This window comes from Facklamia sp. P12955 (assembly GCF_050409565.1).
In the GTDB taxonomy this organism is placed as follows: domain Bacteria; phylum Bacillota; class Bacilli; order Lactobacillales; family Aerococcaceae; genus Facklamia.
This window is the reverse complement of record NZ_JBNUPF010000019.1, coordinates 26,745-45,365: the sequence shown is the minus strand read 5'-3', so window position 1 is coordinate 45,365 and position 18,621 is coordinate 26,745. Positions and strand designations below refer to the sequence as shown.

Here is an 18,621-nt window from a genome sequence, read left to right as displayed (position 1 = left end):
TTTTTATTATATATCAAAAAGCCCTCTAAATCACCATAGGTTGGTGATTTAGAGGGCTTTGTCTACAGTCTGAAGCTCGCCTGCTAGGGCGAGCTTTTGTGTGAGTAAACTTAGATTAGGCAGCTTCAAACTGACTATTATAGAGGTCGGCGTAGAATCCTTGTGCTTGAATTAATTGGTCATGGTTACCTTGTTCTATGATATTACCATCTTTTAGGACTAAGATTAAATCAGCATTACGAATAGTTGATAAGCGGTGGGCAATGATAAAGGAAGTTCGACCCTCAGTTAATTTATCCATGGCTTCTTGGATAAGCACTTCTGTTCGTGTATCTACTGAAGATGTTGCCTCATCTAGAATTAATAATGGCGCGTCCTTAATGAGCGCACGGGCAATGGTTAGTAATTGTTTTTGCCCAACTGATAGGGTAACTTTTTCATCTAGGACAGTGTCATAAGTATGGGGGAGGGTATTAATAAAATGGTCAATGCCGACAGCTTGACAAGCCGCAATCATTTCAGCTTCTCCCACATCTTTTTTATTAAAGAGTAAGTTTTCACGAATGCTTCCTTCAAATAGCCAAGTATCTTGTAAAACCATAGAGAAGTAATCGTGAATTTCACTACGTTTCATTTTTTGGATATTTTTACCGTCTAGACGAATCTCACCCCTATCAATTTCATAAAAGCGCATTAATAAGTTCACAATTGTGGTTTTCCCCGCACCGGTTGGCCCAACAATGGCAATCTTTTTGCCTGGCTTGGCATAGGCAGAGAAGTCGTGAATAATCATTTCTTCAGGATCGTAGCCAAAATGAACATGGTCGAATTCAATTAAACCCTTAACGTCTTCTAATTGACGCGTCTTATGGTTTTCATCTTCTAATTCTGCTTCATTAAGAAAATCAAACACACGAGCCATAGCAGCGCGAGCCTGAGCTAAAGCTTGGCTGGATTGAGCCAACTGTTGAATCGGCCGAGAGAACATCCGAATATACATCATAAAGGCGACAATGACTCCAATCGTTATCTGACCTTCGATTACTAAGGCTGCACCGAAGATACACACCAATACATAACCAAAGTTACCAATAAAAATCATTAAAGGCATGGCAATACCTGAGAGAAATTGGGCTTTCCAAATGCTACTTTCTAAATCTTCATTAATCGTCCGAAAGGTTTCCTTGGCGAATTCGATGGCATTATATGAACGTACAATAGCATGGCCAGTATACATTTCTTCTATATGGCCGTTAATGTCGGCTAAGTGGTTTTGTTGTTGCTTAAAAAAGCTCCTGGATTTTATCATTAGAAAAATAGTGATTCCAAAACCAACTACAACGGTTGCGATAGAAACAAAGGTCAAAGTAACATCTGTGCGAAACATCATAATAAGTGTTCCGATTAACATAGTGGTAGCAGAAACAAGGGTAGACATACTTTGGTTGAGTGTTTGTCCTAAAGTGTCTAAGTCATTGGTCACTCGTGACAGGGTATCGCCTTGCGAATGTTGGTCAAAATAATTAAGAGGCATGCGGTTGACCTTGTGACCAATCCCTTCACGCAAATTTTGCGTTAAACGTTGTGAGATAGTTGCCATGATAAAGGAAGCACCGTAGTTGGCAACAGCCCCCAAAGCAAACAACATAGCTAAATAAGTGGCTTGTTGACTGATCTTTTCTAAATTCATTTCATTCATCATGCCTTGAGCAATTAAGTCGGTAATTTGGCGAATTCGATCCGGTCCGATTACTGAAATATAAGAACCAGCTATTGAGAAAAGAAGAGCCAATGCAAAGATTAGACGGAAGCCCTTGCTATAGGTTCTTAAAGTAACAGTTTTATCTTTATTTTCCATTGTCAAGTTCCTCCTTGTTTAATTGTGAATAAGCGATTTCTTGATAGATTTTGTTGGATGTTAATAATTCTTGGTGGGTTCCTTTACCAACAATTCGTCCCTTTTCTATGACCATAATCAAATCAGCATCCATGATGGTTGAAATTCTTTGACCGACAATGACTTTAGTCATTTCTTTGGTTTTTTCAGCTAGAATGTGGCGCAATTTACGATCGGTTTGATAGTCAAGGGCTGAGAAGGAATCATCAAAGATAAGAATTTGCGGTTTTCGACCGATAGCTCGGGCGATGGCTAAACGTTGCTTTTGCCCACCTGAGAAGTTGGTACCGTCTTGAGCCACATAACTTTGTAATTGTTCTTCTTTTTCAGTGACGAAATCTTTTGCTTGGGCGATATCGATGGCCTCCCATATTTCGGCTTCACTGAGTGGGCTTTGGCTGGAATCGCCAAAAGCAATATTAGATTCAATGCTTCCTGAAAATAAGACAGACCTTTGGGGGACATAGCCAATAATTTCGTTTAGGCGTTCACGAGGATAGTCTTTGATCGAATTGCCATTAATCAAAATTTCTCCTTCAGTGGTATCGAATAAACGTGGAATCAAGTTGATCAAGGTGGATTTACCAGATCCAGTTGACCCGATAAAGGCGAGGGTTTGACCAGCTTTTGCTTCAAAGGATATATCCTTAAGTACAGGCTTAGAAGCACCTGGATAAGTAAAGCTAACATCTTGGAATACCAGCGACCCTTTATCTTTTTCTTGTGGGGCATTTTCTGGATAGATGAGACTCGATTTAGTATCTAGTACTTCACCGACTCTTTTAGCAGAAACCATGGTACGAGGCGTTATAATGAAGATCATAGTCATCATCATAAAACCAATCACTACTTGCATGGCATAAGATGAAAAGACAATCATATCTGAAAAAAGAACGATTTTTTCTTGAAAGGCAGCAGCTGCAATCAAATAGGCGCCTACCCAATAAACTCCTAAAGTCAAACCGTTAGAAACAAGCATCATTAGAGGGTTCATAAAACTCATTGTTCGGTAAATGACTAAGTTTAAACCGGTTAGTTCTTGGTTAGCGTCTGAGAATTTTTCGGTTTGATAGTCTTCCGCATTATAAGCACGAATTACGCGCATACCGGATAGGGTTTCTCGCATGATACGGTTCAAGCGGTCGGTTAAGCTTTGGACTAGCTTTTGTCTAGGTAAAACGATGGATAAGAGGATAATAATGGTTGTTAACATTAAGCCAACAGCAGTAAAGGTTACCCACATCCATTCCACATTTTTTGTAGAAATTTTACCAACAGCTAAAATAGCCATCATCGGTCCTCTAACAATAATTTGTAGGCCCATAGCCAAGAAGACTTGAATTTGAACGATGTCATTGGTTGTTCGCGTTAATAAGCTAGGAATGGAGAAATCTTGCAATTCTTTTGTTGAATAATCCATAACAGAATCAAAAACGTCACGTCTCAATCCCGAGGCAAAACTAGCTGCCACTCGTGCTGATAGGAAGACAACTATCAGCGATAAGACGAGACCAATAATCGATAGACCAACCATCTTAGATCCTGGATGATAGAGATCTGAAACAGCTACTCCCGGATTTTGCAGTCTTTGTGTAATTTCTGACATATAGCCAGGTACTTGCAATTCAATCCAAACGCTAGCAATGATTAAGATAATAGCAGTTATCATCGTGGCTACTTGTTTAGCGGTTAGTCTTTTAAATATTTTAAACATGAGTATCCTCCTTTTGATCCAATAATTTATTGGCTCTTATAATATTTTGGTCTATTCGCAGAAAAATTTTATGCAAGCAATTAATTTCTTCTTGTGAGATTCCATTCAGAAGGGTTTGTTTGATCATGATAATAAACGCTTCAATTTTACTCGATTTTTCAAGACCTAATTTTGTTAATTGTATGACTTTATGACGTTTATCTTCCGCATAGGGAAAAGTTTCAATAAAACCATTACGTTTCATCCGTTGAATTAAATGGCTGGCCACAGATTTAGAAATGTTTAAGTGGTCTTCAATATCCTTTTGAAAAACGTCTGAGTCTTGATGGCAGTATAGGTACATAATAGTGTGTCCTTGTGGACCGTCTAAATGTTGTATATCATAATCATTTGCATAACGCATTTTAAGTTGTTCGGCCTGGTGGATTGTATGTTTTAAATGATAGAGCATGGAAGTCTCCTTTCATATTAGTTACCATGAGAACTATTTTAAAGCAATCCTTTCCAATGTCAATCATTATGATCTGAAAGCTCTCTCTTTTTAAGATTTAATATTTCCTCCAAAAGCTTCATTCCGGCTTCTAATTCATTAAAATCAGCTCTAGCATATCCAACTACTAAACTAGCGGGTCTTCTTTTTTTATTTAATTCATAGTCTGCTAAAGGGGATAGAGCCATGCTGTTTTTTTTTGCTATCTCAACAATTTTACTTTCACTAAGAGTAGTAGCGTGAATTTCCAATAATAGGTGGAGCCCCGCGTTTGTACCAACAATTTTGAGATTATCGAAGTTTTTAGCCCATTCTTCTAATAATTGTCTTTTTTTAGCATATTTTCGTCGCATGCGGTTAACATGACGCGTAAAATGTCCACCAGCCATGAATTGTGCTAAGACATTTTGGGTCAATCGTGGAACGGGACAAGAAAAATAATAAGGGTATTCTTTAAATTTTTGTAAGAGCGAGTCTGGTAAAAGTATAAAAGATATTCTTAAAGCGGGACTAATTAATGATGAAAAAGACTGTAAGTAGATAACATGGTCATGTGAGTCGATCGCCTTTAAAGGGGGAATAGGCTTACCTTGATAGCGAAATTCACCATTGTATTCATCTTCAATTATCCATTTATCGTCTTGATTGGCCCACTCTAATAATTCTTGTTTGCGTCCGATTGTCATAATCGAGCCCGTCGGAAACTGGTAAGAGGGGGTAACATAGAGTAAGTCCATTTCTTTTTTATCAGTGGGACTAGGATTTGCACCTTCTTGATCTAATTCAATCGGTATCTGTTCAATTTGATTGGCTTTTAAAAAATCACCCCAACGATGAAAACCAGGATCTTCAACACCGATTTTAGCCTTACCAATCAATTTAACTAAGAGTAAAAGTAAGTTTTCAGTTGAGGAGCCAATAATAATGTGACTAGGAGAAGCCTTAATTCCTTTGGCATTCCATAAGTAGGTAGCAATCGTTTCACGTAAATGATGTTCACCGAGTTTAGAGCCTTTTTCAGTCAAATATCTTGCATCTTGATTGAGACACTCCATAGTAATTTTTTTCCAAGTGGCTACTGGAAATTCAGGATCCACTCCCTTGTAACGCCAATCAATAGCTGGCTGGCTTTCTGCTTCTATTTCACTTAGCTGCCATTGATTGGGTTCTTTTAAACTTAACTTTTGGCTGAGAACGAAATATCCCTTTCGCTGAATAGCTTCAATATAGCCTTCTGCGGCTAACTGATCCAAACTAGCTGTTATAGTATTAAGGCTGACCCCACGGTCTTTAGCCATTTGTCTTTTACTAGCTAGCTTTTCACCGGGATTTAATTGACCTTGTAGGATTCTTTGTTTGATTTCATTATATAATTGTAAGTATAACAATCTGGTACCCTCACATTCTTTTGTTTTGGTACTTTATATAGTACCAAAATCTTTTATCATATAGCTATAGAAGGGAATGATTTTATGTCTAAAGAAATTATTGATCCAAAAACTTTTGTCGGTGGCGTGATTATGGATGTTATGAATCCAGAGCAAGCTAAAATTGCTGAAGCGGCGGGTGCAGTGGCTGTTATGGCTCTAGAACGTATTCCAGCAGATATTCGTCAAGCAGGTGGCGTTAGCCGGATGTCCGATCCAGCCTTAATCAAGTCGATTCAAGAAGCTGTTTCTATCCCGGTTATGGCTAAAGTGCGTATTGGTCATTTTGTCGAAGCGCAAATCTTACAAGCTATTGACGTTGATTTTATTGATGAATCTGAAGTTTTATCACCAGCTGATAATGACCATCATATAAATAAGACAAATTTCCAAATACCTTTTGTATGTGGAGCTAGAAATATTGGCGAAGCTCTCCGTCGTATTCAAGAAGGAGCTTCCATGATTCGGACCAAAGGAGAAGCGGGAACAGGAGATGTGGTTCAAGCTGTGACCCATATGCGGTCGATCCAAGCGGGCATTAAACGTATTCAAGCCATGGATGAAGATGAACTATATGTCGAAGCCCGTGACTTAAAGGTACCTTATGATTTACTTAAAAAAGTGCATGAAACGGGTGAATTACCAGTAGTTAACTTTTCTGCTGGTGGGGTAGCGACTCCTGCCGATGCAGCTTTAATGATGCAATTAGGTGCTCAAGGGGTCTTTGTTGGGTCTGGTATTTTCAAATCAGGTAACCCTGAAAAAAGAGCCAAAGCAATTGTTCGAGCTGTTGAAAATTATCAAGATCCTAAAGTCATCGCCGAAGTGTCAGAAGATTTGGGTGAAGCCATGGTCGGCTTGAACCCAGATGAAGTCGAAGTGATTATGGCTAATCGCGGTAACTAATCGAAAAGATACATACTTCAAAAAAGACAAGGTCTGCCATGGCAAACCTTGTCTTTTTGTTTTTAAAATGGAACTAGATTCTATTGTGTTTTATATCTTCGTTCTGATTGAAAGTAGAGAAGAGGCTAATAACGATTGACAGTAAAGCTGCGTACCAGAAGTTTTCAACTTGAATACCATCCAACATACTGTCTACTAATTGAATCATAAAAGCATTAATAGCAAGGTTGAAGAAACCAAAGGTCAGTAAATTAATGGCACAGCCTGCAAACTTTAATAAACGTCCTAGAGTTCCACTTACTAATCCCAATAAAATAGAAAAAATAATGACAGACAATAAACTAGTGACAACAATCCCAGGGATTATGTAACTTAAAACAAGAACCACTAAAGTTGTTGTTAAAATATTTTTCATTCAATCACTCCTTTTATAATATTATAGCAGAAATTATCGCTTCGAAATACTTCTAAATTCTTTTAAAGGGCTTACAATTATGCCATAATGAGAAAGTAAACAATTAATTAGGAGGTCATATAATGACATTTAACAAAATAGAAAGTCAAAACATTCCAGATATTCACTCGGTGGGACATTTATATGTCCATGAAGAAACGGGGGCTCAAGTTCTATATCTCGAAAATGAAGATAAGAATAAATCTTTCACCATTGGCTTTAAAACACCGCCATATAGTGACAATGGAATTACGCATATTATCGAACATTCAGTTCTCAATGGGTCTAAAAAATATCCGTCTAAAGAACCTTTCGTAGAGATTATCAAAGGATCGATGAATACCTTTGTAAACGCTATGACTTTTGCCGATAAAACCATTTATCCTGTCGCTTCAACGAATGACCAAGACTTTAGCAACTTGATGAGCGTTTATTTAGATGCCGTTTTCGAACCGAATTTCCGTCAAAATCCTCAAATTTTAGCGCAAGAGGGTTGGCATTATCATTTAGAAAAGGCTGAGGATGAGCTGATTTATAAAGGGGTCGTCTATAATGAAATGAAAGGGGCAATGGCTTCACCGGATGATCAAATGTATCATGCCATGAGTCAATCCTTATATCCAGACTCTATTTATCAATATGAATCAGGTGGTCTACCATCAGCTATTACAGATTTAACCCAAAAAGAATTTGTGGACTACCATCAAGAATATTACCATCCAAGCAATTCATTAACCGTTCTTTATGGTGACTTAGATATTAACCATGCTTTTGAGAGGTTAGAAGAATACTTTTCAGGAAAAGGCAAAACACCAGCTGTAGATTTAAAATTTAATATCCAAGAGCCAAGTCAAAAAGAAATTAATAAACACTATTCGATCACTGAAGGAGATGACCCAGCTGACAAAGACTATCTATGTTTAGCTTGGCATGTTTCGACTGCTGACAGATTACTAGAAGCCATGGCCTTTGAAATTTTGGAAGAAATTTTATTCGGTAATAACCAGTCTCCCTTGAAGAAAGCACTCCTTGATGCGGAAATAGGTGGCGACATCAGTGGAGGTCATGATTTACCTGGTTATACTGAAGTTTTTATGATTCTAGCTAAGTACTCGTCTGCTAATAAGATGGAGGACTTTAAAAAGGTTGTTAAAGAAACCTTAGCTAAATTGGTTGATGAAGGAATTGATCCAGCAATTATTCAAGCTTCCATTAATAAAATTAGCTTCCGTTTGAAAGAAAGAGTCATTTCAGAATCACGTCCTCGCGGCCTTTTTTATACCTTATCGGCTTACCAAACCTGGTTGTACGACTTTTCACCTTTTGACATTCTTTCCTTCTCTGAGAGGTTAACAGAATTGCGAAAGCTTGCCAAAGAGGGCTACTTTGAAAAATTAATTGAAGAAAAATTGTTAAACAATAACCACCGTGTGGCAATCACGCTTGAGGCAAGTCCAGGACTAAGTGATCAAAAAGAAGCCAAGCAAGATCAAGAACTACAAGCATACAAGTCTCAACTCTCTCAACAAGAGGTAGAAGATTTGGTAGCTTCCACTCAAGCCTTAATTGAACGTCAAGTATCGGTCGATAAACCAGAAGATTTAGCTAAAATCCCTATGTTAACTAAGGAAGACTTAACAACAGAAACAGAAGAATTACCTTTGACAATTAATCCGCTTGAAAAGAGTCAAGGTAAGTTTTATCATGCAGACCAATTCACCTCAGGCATTGATTACTTATCGCTTTATTGGGATATTCGTGATCTTGAAGTCGAAGAATACTCACGCCTTTCATTATTAGCCAAGTTGATGTCAGGCCTTGCTACAAAAAACTATTTTTCTGATCAATTACAACGGCAAATGGATACCCACACCGGTGGCATCTTAGCCTCAGTAGATATCGTTCCCAAATTAGACGGTAGTATTCAAACCTATTTTGCCTTAAATGGAAAAGCACTGGAAGCTTCATCCGATCATTTGATCGACTTAATGCAAGAAATTATGACTTCGACCTTGATTGAAGATCAGCAAGAAATCTTACGCATCATCCAAGAATTAATTGCCGGTTTTGAAAACCGTATAAACTTTGGGGCTCATGTTTTAGCCCTTAAACGCGCACTGAGCCAGTATAAGCCAGCTCTTAAATTAGAACAAATGACTTCAGGCATTGATTTCTTTAATTATTTAAAAGAATGCCGTGACTTACTCAAAGAAGGAAAAGGCGATCGATTATTAGACCAATTAAAGACTAGCTATCAAAAAATTCTTAACTTTAACCGTCTAAACATTTTATATACCGGTAATCAAGAGCGAGCAAGTTTGGTTAAAAATAAGGTGCTTAAAGCGTTTAATCAGCTTCCATCAAAAGATTTAGGACCTTTGCAAACTTATCCAAGTGGCAAGAAACAAAATGAAGCCTTTGTCACCGCTCAAGATGTCAACTATGTTGGTCTTGCGGCTGATGCTAGTGACCACCTACAGTATTCAGGTGCTTCTAAGGTCCTGAGCAATGAATTGAATTTAGGCTATCTTTGGAATACCATTCGTGTACAAGGTGGAGCCTACGGTTCTGGTTATGGTCATGATCGGTTAGGTTCTTTATATATGATGTCCTATCGTGATCCTAATATCCGCCAATCAGTAGAAAGTTATTTAGCGATTCCTGCTTATGTGCGCCAATTAGAGCTTTCAGAAAGCGAGCTACTTAAGAATATCATTGGCAGTCTTTCACCATTAGAACGTCCTAAATCAGCACACGAAAAAGGAGTAGAAGCCTTCACCTTGCATTTAACTGGCTTAGATTATCAAATGATTAGTCAGTTAAAAGAAGAGATGATTGCTGTAACGAATGAGCAACTAAATGACTTAGCAGATGGATTAGAAAACGCACTTCAAGATTACACTCTAGCAGTTATTGGTAATAAGGCGAAAATTGAAAAAGATAAAGACTTATTCGATGTAATCTATGAATTATACTAAGCTATTTAACTGGTTCAAATTGAAAGAGAAAAAGCATCCTATTTTTTTAGGGTGCTTTTTTATAAGGAGTATTAAACTAAGTTTTGTGGTTGATTTTCAAGATAACGATAGATGTTTTCAAAAGCGATTTGAGCTCTTAAATCCATCGCTTCATGGGTAAAGTAACCAACATGAGGAGACAGTAGGATGTTTGGTGCGGTTAGCAGCGGGTGGTCTTCACGAAGAGGTGCCTCGCTATCAAAGACATCAATTCCGGCTCCAGCAATCTCTCCATCCTTTAAGGCTTGGGCTAGGGCATCACTATCAATGATTGGACCGCGAGCGCAATTAATCAAAACGGCTGATTTTTTCATAGCTTGTAATTGATCTTTTCCAAAGAATTGCTGGGTTTCGCGATTAAGTGGAAGGTGGATAGTGATGATATCACTCTTAGCTAGTAATTCTTCTAAGGAGGAGTAATCCATTCCCATATTGATTAATTCCTGATCACGACTGCGATTGAATCCCATTAAGTTAGCGCCAAAGGCCTTGAATAATTTAGCCGTTTCTTTACCAATTTTTCCAGTTCCAATAATTCCTACCGTCTTGCCTTTAATTTCAGAGCCTTGCCGAATACCAGGAAAGTCTTCGGTCATTCTTACTTCTTGGTCGCTAGCCTTGAGTTGACGGAATAAATTAAGCGTCATCCCTAGGACTAATTCAGCGACGGCTGTATTGGCATAGCCAGCGGCATTCGAAACTAAAATGTCGCGATCTTTGGCTTTGATTAAAGGAATATGGTCGACGCCAGTAAAAGCCACATTGATATATTTCACCATGTCTAATTGATCTAAGACTTCTTCGGGAAAAGGATTGTTTGCCAAAGTTATTATATCTGCTCCCTGACAGCGTTTAATCATTTCGTCTGGGTCTGTCGTTTTTTCAGGATAATATTTAAATTCATGGCCTGCTTCTATTAAAGGTTTTGCCAGTTCTTCAATCCGTTCTTGGGGGACTTTTAAGTTTTCTAGAACAACAATTTTCATAAATAAACCTCCTAATTAAATAGCAACTCTAATTATACGATACGCTATTGACAATTAATTGCAAATAAAATGAAATCAGTGTTTACAGATTATATGAAAAGGTATACAATAGATTCATTAAATTTAGAAAGGAGTTAAAACAATGAACACTATGAACTTATTTGTCTTTCATTTAATTATCACAAAAACTCCTTTCATAATAAATAGGAAGACTCACTAGCTAATTGATCTAGGAGTCTGTCATTATGCAAAAAGACACCTATTTAAGGAGCACCTTAAATAGGTGTCTTTTATGCTTACTTATTATGAAAGGATCTAGGAAGAAGGAGAGAGATGTTAGCAGCATTATATCAATTTATTAAGGAACATAAAATGGCTTATTTCATTGGCGGCCTACTAGCCATTTTATCAGGCTTATTAGCTATCGTTCCCAATTATATTATTCAATTATTCATTGATGCCATTGTCAAAAAATCTTTAGATTCAAAGACTTTAATTTTTTATTTAGCCGTTTTCTCAGTAGCGGCTGTATCAAATTATATCGTAGAGGCTTCTTGGTTGGTGATTCTTTTTGGTCGTTCATCACTTTTCACCAAGCAAGTCCGTCAAAAATTATTTCGCCGACTCACTTATTTAAAATTACCTTTTTATGAAAATTACCGCTCGGGTGATTTAATGACGCGGATGACTTCAGATATAGATCGTTTGGGGGAAACATTAGCTTATGGTTTTCTAATTATCATTTCAGATGGATCTTGGCTGATTTCAATTCTTTTAGTCATGTTTATTACTATTTCCTGGAAATTGACCTTAATATCAATTATTCCTTTAATTCTTTTTGGGGTGATCATTCATTTCCTAGGACAAGAAGCCGATAAACGCTATGAAGCCAGCCGCGATGCGGTAGCTAAATTGTCTAACGAAGTGCTTGAAACAGTTGATGGGGTACGCGTAATCCGTGCCTATGGAAAGAAAGACTTAGAGCAGGTGCGTTTTCAAGAAAGAACCAAAGATGTTGTCAAACAAACCAATGTGATGAACTTCTTATTTGGTTTTTTTGGACCTTCTGCTCGTATCTTTTCTGGCCTTTCCACAGGGATTGGTCTGGCCTTAGGGGCATACTACGTCAACCAAGGCCAATTATCAATTGGTCAATTGATTACCTTCCAAATTTATCTCGGTATGTTTAATGAAGTGATTTGGGGGATGTCTGATTTGATTGCGATCTATCAACAGGGTCAAGTTTCACACCGTAAGATTCAAGAAATCGAAGAGGCTGATGATCTCTTTGGCAAAGAAGGCGACCGATCGATTAGTCAGATTGAACAAATTGATTTCAAAGATTTTCAGTTTGCCTATCCTGATGATCAAGAGCCAGTTATTCAAGCCATCAATTTTTCTTTAAAGGCGGGTCAAACTTTAGGAATTGTTGGCAAAACCGGTTCAGGTAAGTCGACCTTAGTGCGACAACTCTTACGCCAGTATCCTGTTGAAGATCCTGAATCCTTAAAGATTAACGGCCATCCGATTGCTGATTATCATTTTGAACAATTAGCTAGTTTGATTGGTTATGTTCCTCAAGACCATGTGCTTTTCTCTCGCTCAGTCAAAGACAATATTCTTTTTGGAAAGTCTGATGCGACAGAAGTGGAGCTGAACGAGGCCATTGAAGCAGCTGATTTTACTAAGGATATGGCCCATATGAATAAGGGCTTAGAAACCTTAATCGGTGAAAAAGGGGTAGCCATTTCAGGTGGACAAAAACAAAGAATTGCGATTGCCCGTGCTTTAATTCGTAAGCCGGAGCTTTTAATTATGGATGACTCCTTGTCTGCAGTAGATGCTAAAACCGAAACTGCTATCATTAAAAATATTCAAGCAGCACGTCAAGATAAAACCAATATTATCATTACCCATCGTCTTTCAGCTGTTTCGCATGCAGACTTAGTTTTAGTCTTAGAAGATGGGCGCATCATTGAAAGAGGAAAACCTGAAGAACTATTAAAAACTAAAGGTTGGTATTACCAACAGTATCGTAATCAACTAATGGAGGAGGGCGAAAATGGAAACTTTTAAACGTTTATTGTCCTATTTGAAGTATGCTAAATGGAAATTTTTATTAGGTGTTTTCTTCCTAATTGCTTCGGTCGGCCTTTCTGTTTATGCTCCTTTATTAGCTAAAGATTTAATTGATTATGCAGCCAATCAAGTCAGTAATAATCAAATCATTGAACAAGGCAAGGTAATTAGCTTCTTCATTCGCTATGTCTTGATTTTGGTTTCTTCGGCAGTCCTTTCTTACTCTGCATATATTTTAATGGCTTTTGTGGCCAATCAGTTGAGTAAAAAGGTGAGGGATCAAGCCCATCAGCATATGCAAACCCTACCGGTTTCATACTTTGATGATAAACCGGCTGGAAAAATTGCGGCTCGAATTGTCAATGACACGGAAGTTTTGCGTCAGTCCTTTTATCAAAACTTTTGTAACCGTATGTTGATTAACTTAATGACGGTCATTGGTATTTATGCCGCCTTACTCTACGTCAATTTAAAAATTGGTTTAGCCTTTCTTTTATTCATCCCACTTTTTATCGTTTGGCAAGTTATTTATATGCGTAAAATTGCGCCAGTCAATACTAAATGGCGTGAAAGTATCTCTGAATTAAACAGCAAAACGGCTGAGATTATTCAAGGGGTAACAATTGTTCAAGCCTTTGGACAAGAAGAAATGCTCAATGATGAATTTGAAGCAACCAATGAAGAATGGTATCAATCAAGACTCCAATCCCAAAAGATTGATTCTAGACTCTCTTGGTCCTTGGCTGATTTATTAAAAAATATGGGTATTTTATTGGTAGTGACCTATTTAGGAACTCAATACTTAGAGGGCATCTTAGGTATTTCTGTCGGTAAATTATATGTGTTAATTAATTATGTATCGCGCCTTTTTGATCCGATTACACAAATTGTGCGTTTAATGACTATGTTGCAACAATCTTTAGTTTCAGGCTCTAGGGTCTTTTCCTTGATGGATCACCCCAGTGAAAAAGATCAAGCAGCAGTCTTTGAAATGGGTGAGGGGCGTGTTAGCTTTCAAAATGTGAACTTTGCCTATAAAGGCGATCAAAAAGTCTTAAAAAATATTAATTTTGAAGTTGAGCCTGGTCAGACAATTGGTTTAGTCGGTCATACCGGTTCAGGAAAATCTTCGATAATTAATTTAATTTTCCGTTTCTATGATCCACAAGATGGAACGATTTTGATTGACGGCCAGGATATTCAAGACTTTTCGCGTGAGAGTGTTCGAGCCGATATGGGCATCGTCCTACAAGAGCCCTACCTCTTCTCAGGAACCATTGCTAGTAATATCTCTATGAATGATCCGGAGATCAGCCAAGAAAAGATCATGCAGGCTATCGAACAAGTTGGGGCCAAAGAAATGATGGCTAAATTAGAAAAGGGGATCGATGAAGTAGTGGTTGAAAAAGGTCAATCCCTTTCTTCAGGGGAACGGCAGTTAATTTCCTTTGCGCGTACCCTGGCTGCTGATCCTAAGATTTTAATTTTAGACGAAGCAACTTCACATATTGACACTGAGACTGAAACGATCATTCAAGCAGCCATGAAAGTGCTACAAAAAGGTCGGACAACTTTTATCATTGCGCACCGCCTATCGACTATTCAGCATGCCGATCAAATTATTTTGATGGATAATGGCGAAATCAAAGAAAAAGGCAACCATCATGAATTGATGGCTTTAAATGGACAGTATGCCGAAATGTATCGGATGCAGGCTAAGGTTTCCTAGTTTCTAAATTCTCAAGCAAAAAACACCGGGTAAATGCCCCGGTGTTTTTATTGTTTAGGATTAATTTATAAAATGGCTGACTTATTTATCGTAGATAAAATGCTCAGTTTGATTAAAGGCGTTTAAACGAAATTGTCCGTCACGATATTCAACAATGGATAGGGAACAATTAGATAGGGGTTGTCCACTCTCGAAATCTGCCACTAAACCGTGAATTAGATTGCTAATGGCCATGCCATGGCTCATAATCAATATTTTTTGATTAGTTCCCGCATGCTTATTTAATAGAATTAAAAGTCCTGATTCAATCCGATCCCAAAATTCAACATAATTTTCAGCCCAATGTTCAGGGTCTAAATGTTTTACTAGCTTTAGAAATTTAGGCATTTCAATTGGTTTATCCATTTTTTTTACGTCAATACCACCGGCCAATAAATGCTCATCCACTGCATCATACAGATTGGAAGCAGGTTGACCTTCAAATGAACCAAAGAAGACTTCCCGTAATTCCTTCATTAATTGGATTTCGTAGTGGTCTTTGTGATGGTTTTCATCCAGAACATAGCGGAGAGTTTCTTGCGTTCTGTGTAAATCGCTGGAATAAACCGCATCAAAATGGATATCTGCAATGCCACGACCAGAAGCTCTTGCTTGCTCAATTCCTTTAGCAGTTAGGGGGGCATCGGACCAACCTTGCACTTGACCATTGTGATTAAATATCGTTTCACCGTGCCGCATAAAGTAAAAAGTAACACCGTTAGACATAAATTCCCTCCGTTCTTTATTCTCTTTAATTATAACCTTATTGCCAATTATTGTCTAAGCAATCCGATTGAATTTATCGATTTTGCTTAGACATTCAAGTGCAATTACTCAATGATTATGGTAATCTATAGAAGTTATAAGAAGGGAGAGTAGCCTAAATGGGGTTGTTAAATACCAAGTCTAAAGACCAAATCAAAAGCTTAGTTGTCAAAATAAAAAAGCAGCTTGATGGGCTTTCTTTTGGCTCATACGCGGCGGAAGTTTCTTACTTTATTCTCTTAGCCGTTGTTCCTATTCTCTTAGCCTTTTCCAACTTGATTGTGCTCTTACCTTATTCTTATGAAGAAGTCATTGTCTTTTTGAGAACTTCTTTGCCTGGACAAGTGGCTAAGTCCTTAATCCCAATGATTCAACAGTACTATCAAACAGCTTCTACTAGCTGGGTGCCAATTGGTTTAGTCTTAGCTTTATGGCCTGCTTCCAATGTGTTTAATGCCTTGCAAAGAGTGCTCAATCAAATATATAGGGTAAAGAGTAAGAGACACTTTTTGATTCAACGCTTATTTGCCTATCTTTTTACCTTAGTCAGCGTCTTAGTTATTTTAGTTTCAACCTTTATTTTTACTTTCGGTGAGTATTTACTGACTTGGATTGACCAGTATTTAAGAAGTGATTTGAGCTTTTTGTTTACTTGGTTAAGAGGGGGAAGTTGGGGGTCTTTATTTTTCCTCTTTATTTTTCTAGTGATTGTTTATACCTATTTACCGCATCATCAATTAAAATATACTAAAGCTATTCCAGGATCCTTATTCTCTGTATTAACGTTTACTCTTTTAGGTAAATTATTTGGAACCATTATTCAATTTAATCAATCACTTAATAGTAACACTGCCTTGGGTGCAATTTTAGTCATCATGTTTTGGATTTATCTAAATTGTCTCATATTTTTTATCGGCGCTTTTATAAATGTTTTAACTTTAGATTTTAAGGCTGTTAATAAGAGACTTTAATGAAATGATTCGATCTATCAAATCCATCGATTAAGTCTTATCCTTAAGGAGGAAGAAATATTAATGCAAATAAATAGAAGAATTGCTAGTTATCAAGAAAATCGAATTGATTATGGCATTGTTTTAACTGTTTTGTTGTTATGTTTAGTGGGCTTAGCCGTTGTATATGCAACTACCGCAATGATTTCCAACCAAGGAATCGGGCCGACCTTACAACAAGCCTTGTGGTACGCCTTAGGTTCTCTGGTCGTTATTATCGTTATGCAGTTTGATAGTGAACAGTATTGGAAATTATCTATTTACTTTTACGGTATTGGTCTGTTTTTACTGGTGCTCGTCCTTTTTTTCCATGATCGCCAAACAGCAATCATGACGGGAGCTAAATCTTGGTTCAAATTAGGTTCTTTATCTTTTCAACCTTCAGAGTTGATGAAACCAGCCTTGATAGTTTATCTGTCACGATTGGTAACCGAACACAATAATCAAAATACTAATCGAACGATTCAAAGCGACTTTATCTTGATTGGTAAACTCTTATTGGCTTCCGCACCTGTATTAATATTAGTGCAAATGCAAAATGACTTGGGAACTAACTTGGTCATGCTGTCTATTATCGCTGGATTGATTCTTTTATCCGGTGTTTCATGGAAAATTTTATTTCCAGCTTTTTCAGTTGTTTTCATTGTTGGTGGGGGATTAATCTTACTGGCCGTCTTATTCCCAGATGCCTTACTGAAAATCGGCTTCCAACCTTATCAGTTAGGCCGGATCACTACTTGGTTAGAACCCTTCTCAGACACCAGAGGTGAATCTTACCAACTGGTTCAATCGATCTTAGCGATTGGATCTGGTCAACTCTATGGTAAGGGCTTTGGCATTTCCGAAGTGCCAGTTCCGGTTCGTGAATCAGACTTTATTTTTACGACTATTGGTGAAAATTTTGGTTTTTTTGGTGCGGCGATTATTCTGGTGATTTATTTTGTTTTGATTTATCAAATGGTTCAAACTTGTTTTGAGACTCAAAATGAGTATTATACTTATATTTCTGCAGGAGTTATTACCATGATTCTTTTCCACGTTCTAGAGAATGTGGGCATGACTATCGGTTTACTGCCAATTACGGGAGTACCATTACCCTTTATCTCTCAAGGGGGATCGGCCATACTGTCTAATATGGTCGGAGTGGGTCTGATACTCTCTATGCGTTACCATCACCGATCCTATATGTTCTCAGAAGCTGACCCTTATATGTACGGTGATCGTAAGCAATACTAAAACAAAAACGAATCCTATGCAGGATTCGTTTTTGTTTGATTAATTAAATATTACTGCTTATTTTAGCCCGTTCTACCAAATCTTTAAAGATAGCTCGACTGCTTTCTTGATGTTTGTAAGTGAGTTCAGGGTGCCATTGGACAGCTAAAATATCCACATTTGGATCAGTGGATTCAATGGCTTCAACCAGATGGTCACCTGACCAGGCAATGGCTTTTAAGTCTTTACCCAGCTCTTTAATGGCTTGATGGTGAAGACTGTTGACGTAATCACCAGTTCCCATCCAATTACTTAAACGTGAATTGGGATCAATTTTAACCCGGTGGGTCATACGGTTTAATTCTGATTTTTGCACGTGTTGAATAGCCCATTCTGGATACAAGCTGAGGTCTTGATAGAGGTTCCCACCTTGAAGAACATTAATTAATTGCATACCACGACAGATACCAAGGATTGGCTTGCCAGCTTGCATAAAATGTTTAATTAATTTTAATTCATGGTGGTCACGGTCGATATTTAAAGATCCTAATTTTAAATGAGGTTCTTCTTGATAAAAACGTGGATCCACATCTTGTCCACCAGTTAGGATCAGACCGTCTATACGGTCAATAATGGCTTCAATTGGATATTGGTTATTGATGGGTAGAACGAGTGGAATCCCTCCCGCTTCAATAATAGCTTCTACAAAAAAGTGAGGGGTGTAAGTAGCATCGAAGGCTGCATATCGAGGGTCGTTTTGAATGGGTGTAATACTACCAGTAATTGCGATGATTGGTTGCATAATAAATTCCTTTCTGCGACTATAATGATATTCCTATTATACAAGAAAGTGCCTGCAAGTTAAAAGGCTTTATAGCATACAAAGCATAAAA

General features: G+C 37.7%; 14 protein-coding genes. 6 read left to right on the top strand and 8 right to left on the bottom strand.

Features of this window, described 5'->3' with window-relative positions; all coding sequences use genetic code 11:
* Window positions 1–115: 115 nt before the first annotated feature.
* Genes ACQV2G_RS06590 through ACQV2G_RS06575 form a run of 4 tightly spaced genes read right to left on the bottom strand, consistent with a single transcriptional unit; the run spans window position 116 to window position 5,489 of the window.
* Window positions 116–1,858: an ABC transporter ATP-binding protein gene (locus tag ACQV2G_RS06590; protein WP_428876414.1), complete on the bottom strand. Its 1,743-nt coding sequence runs from the start codon at window positions 1,856–1,858 to the stop codon at window positions 116–118.
* Window positions 1,848–3,611, bottom strand: a complete 1,764-nt coding sequence (locus ACQV2G_RS06585; RefSeq protein WP_428876413.1) for an ABC transporter ATP-binding protein — start codon at window positions 3,609–3,611, stop codon at window positions 1,848–1,850. The genes ACQV2G_RS06590 and ACQV2G_RS06585 overlap by 11 nt, the downstream gene beginning before the upstream one ends.
* Window positions 3,604–4,062, bottom strand: coding sequence for a MarR family winged helix-turn-helix transcriptional regulator (locus ACQV2G_RS06580; RefSeq protein WP_428875374.1), 459 nt, complete (start codon window positions 4,060–4,062; stop codon window positions 3,604–3,606). Before ACQV2G_RS06580 ends, ACQV2G_RS06585 begins: the two co-directional genes overlap by 8 nt.
* Before the next feature lie 59 nt (window positions 4,063–4,121).
* Window positions 4,122–5,489, bottom strand: a complete 1,368-nt coding sequence (locus ACQV2G_RS06575) for a PLP-dependent aminotransferase family protein (RefSeq protein ID WP_428876412.1) — start codon at window positions 5,487–5,489, stop codon at window positions 4,122–4,124.
* A gap of 84 nt (window positions 5,490–5,573) precedes the next feature.
* Here ACQV2G_RS06575 and pdxS point away from each other — a divergent pair, with 84 nt between their 5' ends.
* The gene (gene pdxS, locus ACQV2G_RS06570) at window positions 5,574–6,434 is read left to right on the top strand and encodes a pyridoxal 5'-phosphate synthase lyase subunit PdxS (RefSeq protein WP_428874142.1); all 861 of its coding nucleotides are present in this window, start codon (window positions 5,574–5,576) and stop codon (window positions 6,432–6,434) included.
* 73 nt (window positions 6,435–6,507) lie between these two features.
* Here pdxS and ACQV2G_RS06565 read toward each other — a convergent pair whose 3' ends face one another.
* Entirely contained in the window at window positions 6,508–6,849 is a 342-nt protein-coding gene (locus tag ACQV2G_RS06565; protein ID WP_428874141.1) for a phage holin family protein, read from the bottom strand.
* Between the two features lie 122 nt (window positions 6,850–6,971).
* Between ACQV2G_RS06565 and ACQV2G_RS06560 the strand changes: the two genes are divergently transcribed.
* Window positions 6,972–9,866 carry an insulinase family protein gene (locus ACQV2G_RS06560; RefSeq protein WP_428876411.1) on the top strand — a complete coding sequence of 965 codons (2,895 nt, stop codon included), beginning with the start codon at window positions 6,972–6,974 and terminating at the stop codon, window positions 9,864–9,866.
* A gap of 71 nt (window positions 9,867–9,937) precedes the next feature.
* On the opposite strand, the gene ACQV2G_RS06555 is transcribed toward ACQV2G_RS06560, so the two are convergent.
* Window positions 9,938–10,891 carry an NAD(P)-dependent oxidoreductase gene (locus tag ACQV2G_RS06555; protein WP_428876410.1) on the bottom strand — a complete coding sequence of 318 codons (954 nt, stop codon included), beginning with the start codon at window positions 10,889–10,891 and terminating at the stop codon, window positions 9,938–9,940.
* A gap of 333 nt (window positions 10,892–11,224) precedes the next feature.
* Here ACQV2G_RS06555 and ACQV2G_RS06550 point away from each other — a divergent pair, with 333 nt between their 5' ends.
* On the top strand, window positions 11,225–12,967 hold the full coding sequence (locus ACQV2G_RS06550; RefSeq protein WP_428876409.1) for an ABC transporter ATP-binding protein: 1,743 nt from the start codon (window positions 11,225–11,227) through the stop codon (window positions 12,965–12,967).
* Window positions 12,954–14,699, top strand: a complete 1,746-nt coding sequence (locus tag ACQV2G_RS06545; protein ID WP_428874137.1) for an ABC transporter ATP-binding protein — start codon at window positions 12,954–12,956, stop codon at window positions 14,697–14,699. Before ACQV2G_RS06550 ends, ACQV2G_RS06545 begins: the two co-directional genes overlap by 14 nt.
* Window positions 14,700–14,780: 81 nt before the next feature.
* Here the strand turns inward: ACQV2G_RS06545 and ACQV2G_RS06540 are convergent, their stop codons facing one another.
* Window positions 14,781–15,464: a histidine phosphatase family protein gene (locus ACQV2G_RS06540; protein ID WP_428874135.1), complete on the bottom strand. Its 684-nt coding sequence runs from the start codon at window positions 15,462–15,464 to the stop codon at window positions 14,781–14,783.
* A gap of 158 nt (window positions 15,465–15,622) precedes the next feature.
* Here ACQV2G_RS06540 and ACQV2G_RS06535 point away from each other — a divergent pair, with 158 nt between their 5' ends.
* Window positions 15,623–16,474, top strand: coding sequence for a YihY/virulence factor BrkB family protein (locus ACQV2G_RS06535; protein WP_428875498.1), 852 nt, complete (start codon window positions 15,623–15,625; stop codon window positions 16,472–16,474).
* A gap of 63 nt (window positions 16,475–16,537) precedes the next feature.
* Complete coding sequence (locus ACQV2G_RS06530; protein ID WP_428874133.1) at window positions 16,538–17,749, top strand: FtsW/RodA/SpoVE family cell cycle protein; 1,212 nt, start codon at window positions 16,538–16,540, stop codon at window positions 17,747–17,749.
* A 43-nt stretch (window positions 17,750–17,792) separates the two neighbouring features.
* Here ACQV2G_RS06530 and ACQV2G_RS06525 read toward each other — a convergent pair whose 3' ends face one another.
* On the bottom strand, window positions 17,793–18,530 hold the full coding sequence (locus tag ACQV2G_RS06525) for a gamma-glutamyl-gamma-aminobutyrate hydrolase family protein (protein WP_428876408.1): 738 nt from the start codon (window positions 18,528–18,530) through the stop codon (window positions 17,793–17,795).
* Window positions 18,531–18,621 lie beyond the last annotated feature (91 nt).

Bases quoted from the DNA above. Each gene is read 5' to 3' on its own strand.
- ACQV2G_RS06590 (WP_428876414.1), bottom strand. From the start codon at position 1,858: ATGGAAAATAAAGATAAAACTGTTACTTTAAGAACCTATAGCAAGGGC.
- ACQV2G_RS06585 (WP_428876413.1), bottom strand. From the start codon at position 3,611: ATGTTTAAAATATTTAAAAGACTAACCGCTAAACAAGTAGCCACGATG.
- ACQV2G_RS06580 (WP_428875374.1), bottom strand. From the start codon at position 4,062: ATGCTCTATCATTTAAAACATACAATCCACCAGGCCGAACAACTTAAA.
- pdxS (WP_428874142.1), top strand. From the start codon at position 5,574: ATGTCTAAAGAAATTATTGATCCAAAAACTTTTGTCGGTGGCGTGATT.
- ACQV2G_RS06565 (WP_428874141.1), bottom strand. From the start codon at position 6,849: ATGAAAAATATTTTAACAACAACTTTAGTGGTTCTTGTTTTAAGTTAC.
- ACQV2G_RS06560 (WP_428876411.1), top strand. From the start codon at position 6,972: ATGACATTTAACAAAATAGAAAGTCAAAACATTCCAGATATTCACTCG.
- ACQV2G_RS06555 (WP_428876410.1), bottom strand. From the start codon at position 10,891: ATGAAAATTGTTGTTCTAGAAAACTTAAAAGTCCCCCAAGAACGGATT.
- ACQV2G_RS06550 (WP_428876409.1), top strand. From the start codon at position 11,225: ATGTTAGCAGCATTATATCAATTTATTAAGGAACATAAAATGGCTTAT.
- ACQV2G_RS06545 (WP_428874137.1), top strand. From the start codon at position 12,954: ATGGAAACTTTTAAACGTTTATTGTCCTATTTGAAGTATGCTAAATGG.
- ACQV2G_RS06540 (WP_428874135.1), bottom strand. From the start codon at position 15,464: ATGTCTAACGGTGTTACTTTTTACTTTATGCGGCACGGTGAAACGATA.
- ACQV2G_RS06535 (WP_428875498.1), top strand. From the start codon at position 15,623: ATGGGGTTGTTAAATACCAAGTCTAAAGACCAAATCAAAAGCTTAGTT.
- ACQV2G_RS06530 (WP_428874133.1), top strand. From the start codon at position 16,538: ATGCAAATAAATAGAAGAATTGCTAGTTATCAAGAAAATCGAATTGAT.
- ACQV2G_RS06525 (WP_428876408.1), bottom strand. From the start codon at position 18,530: ATGCAACCAATCATCGCAATTACTGGTAGTATTACACCCATTCAAAAC.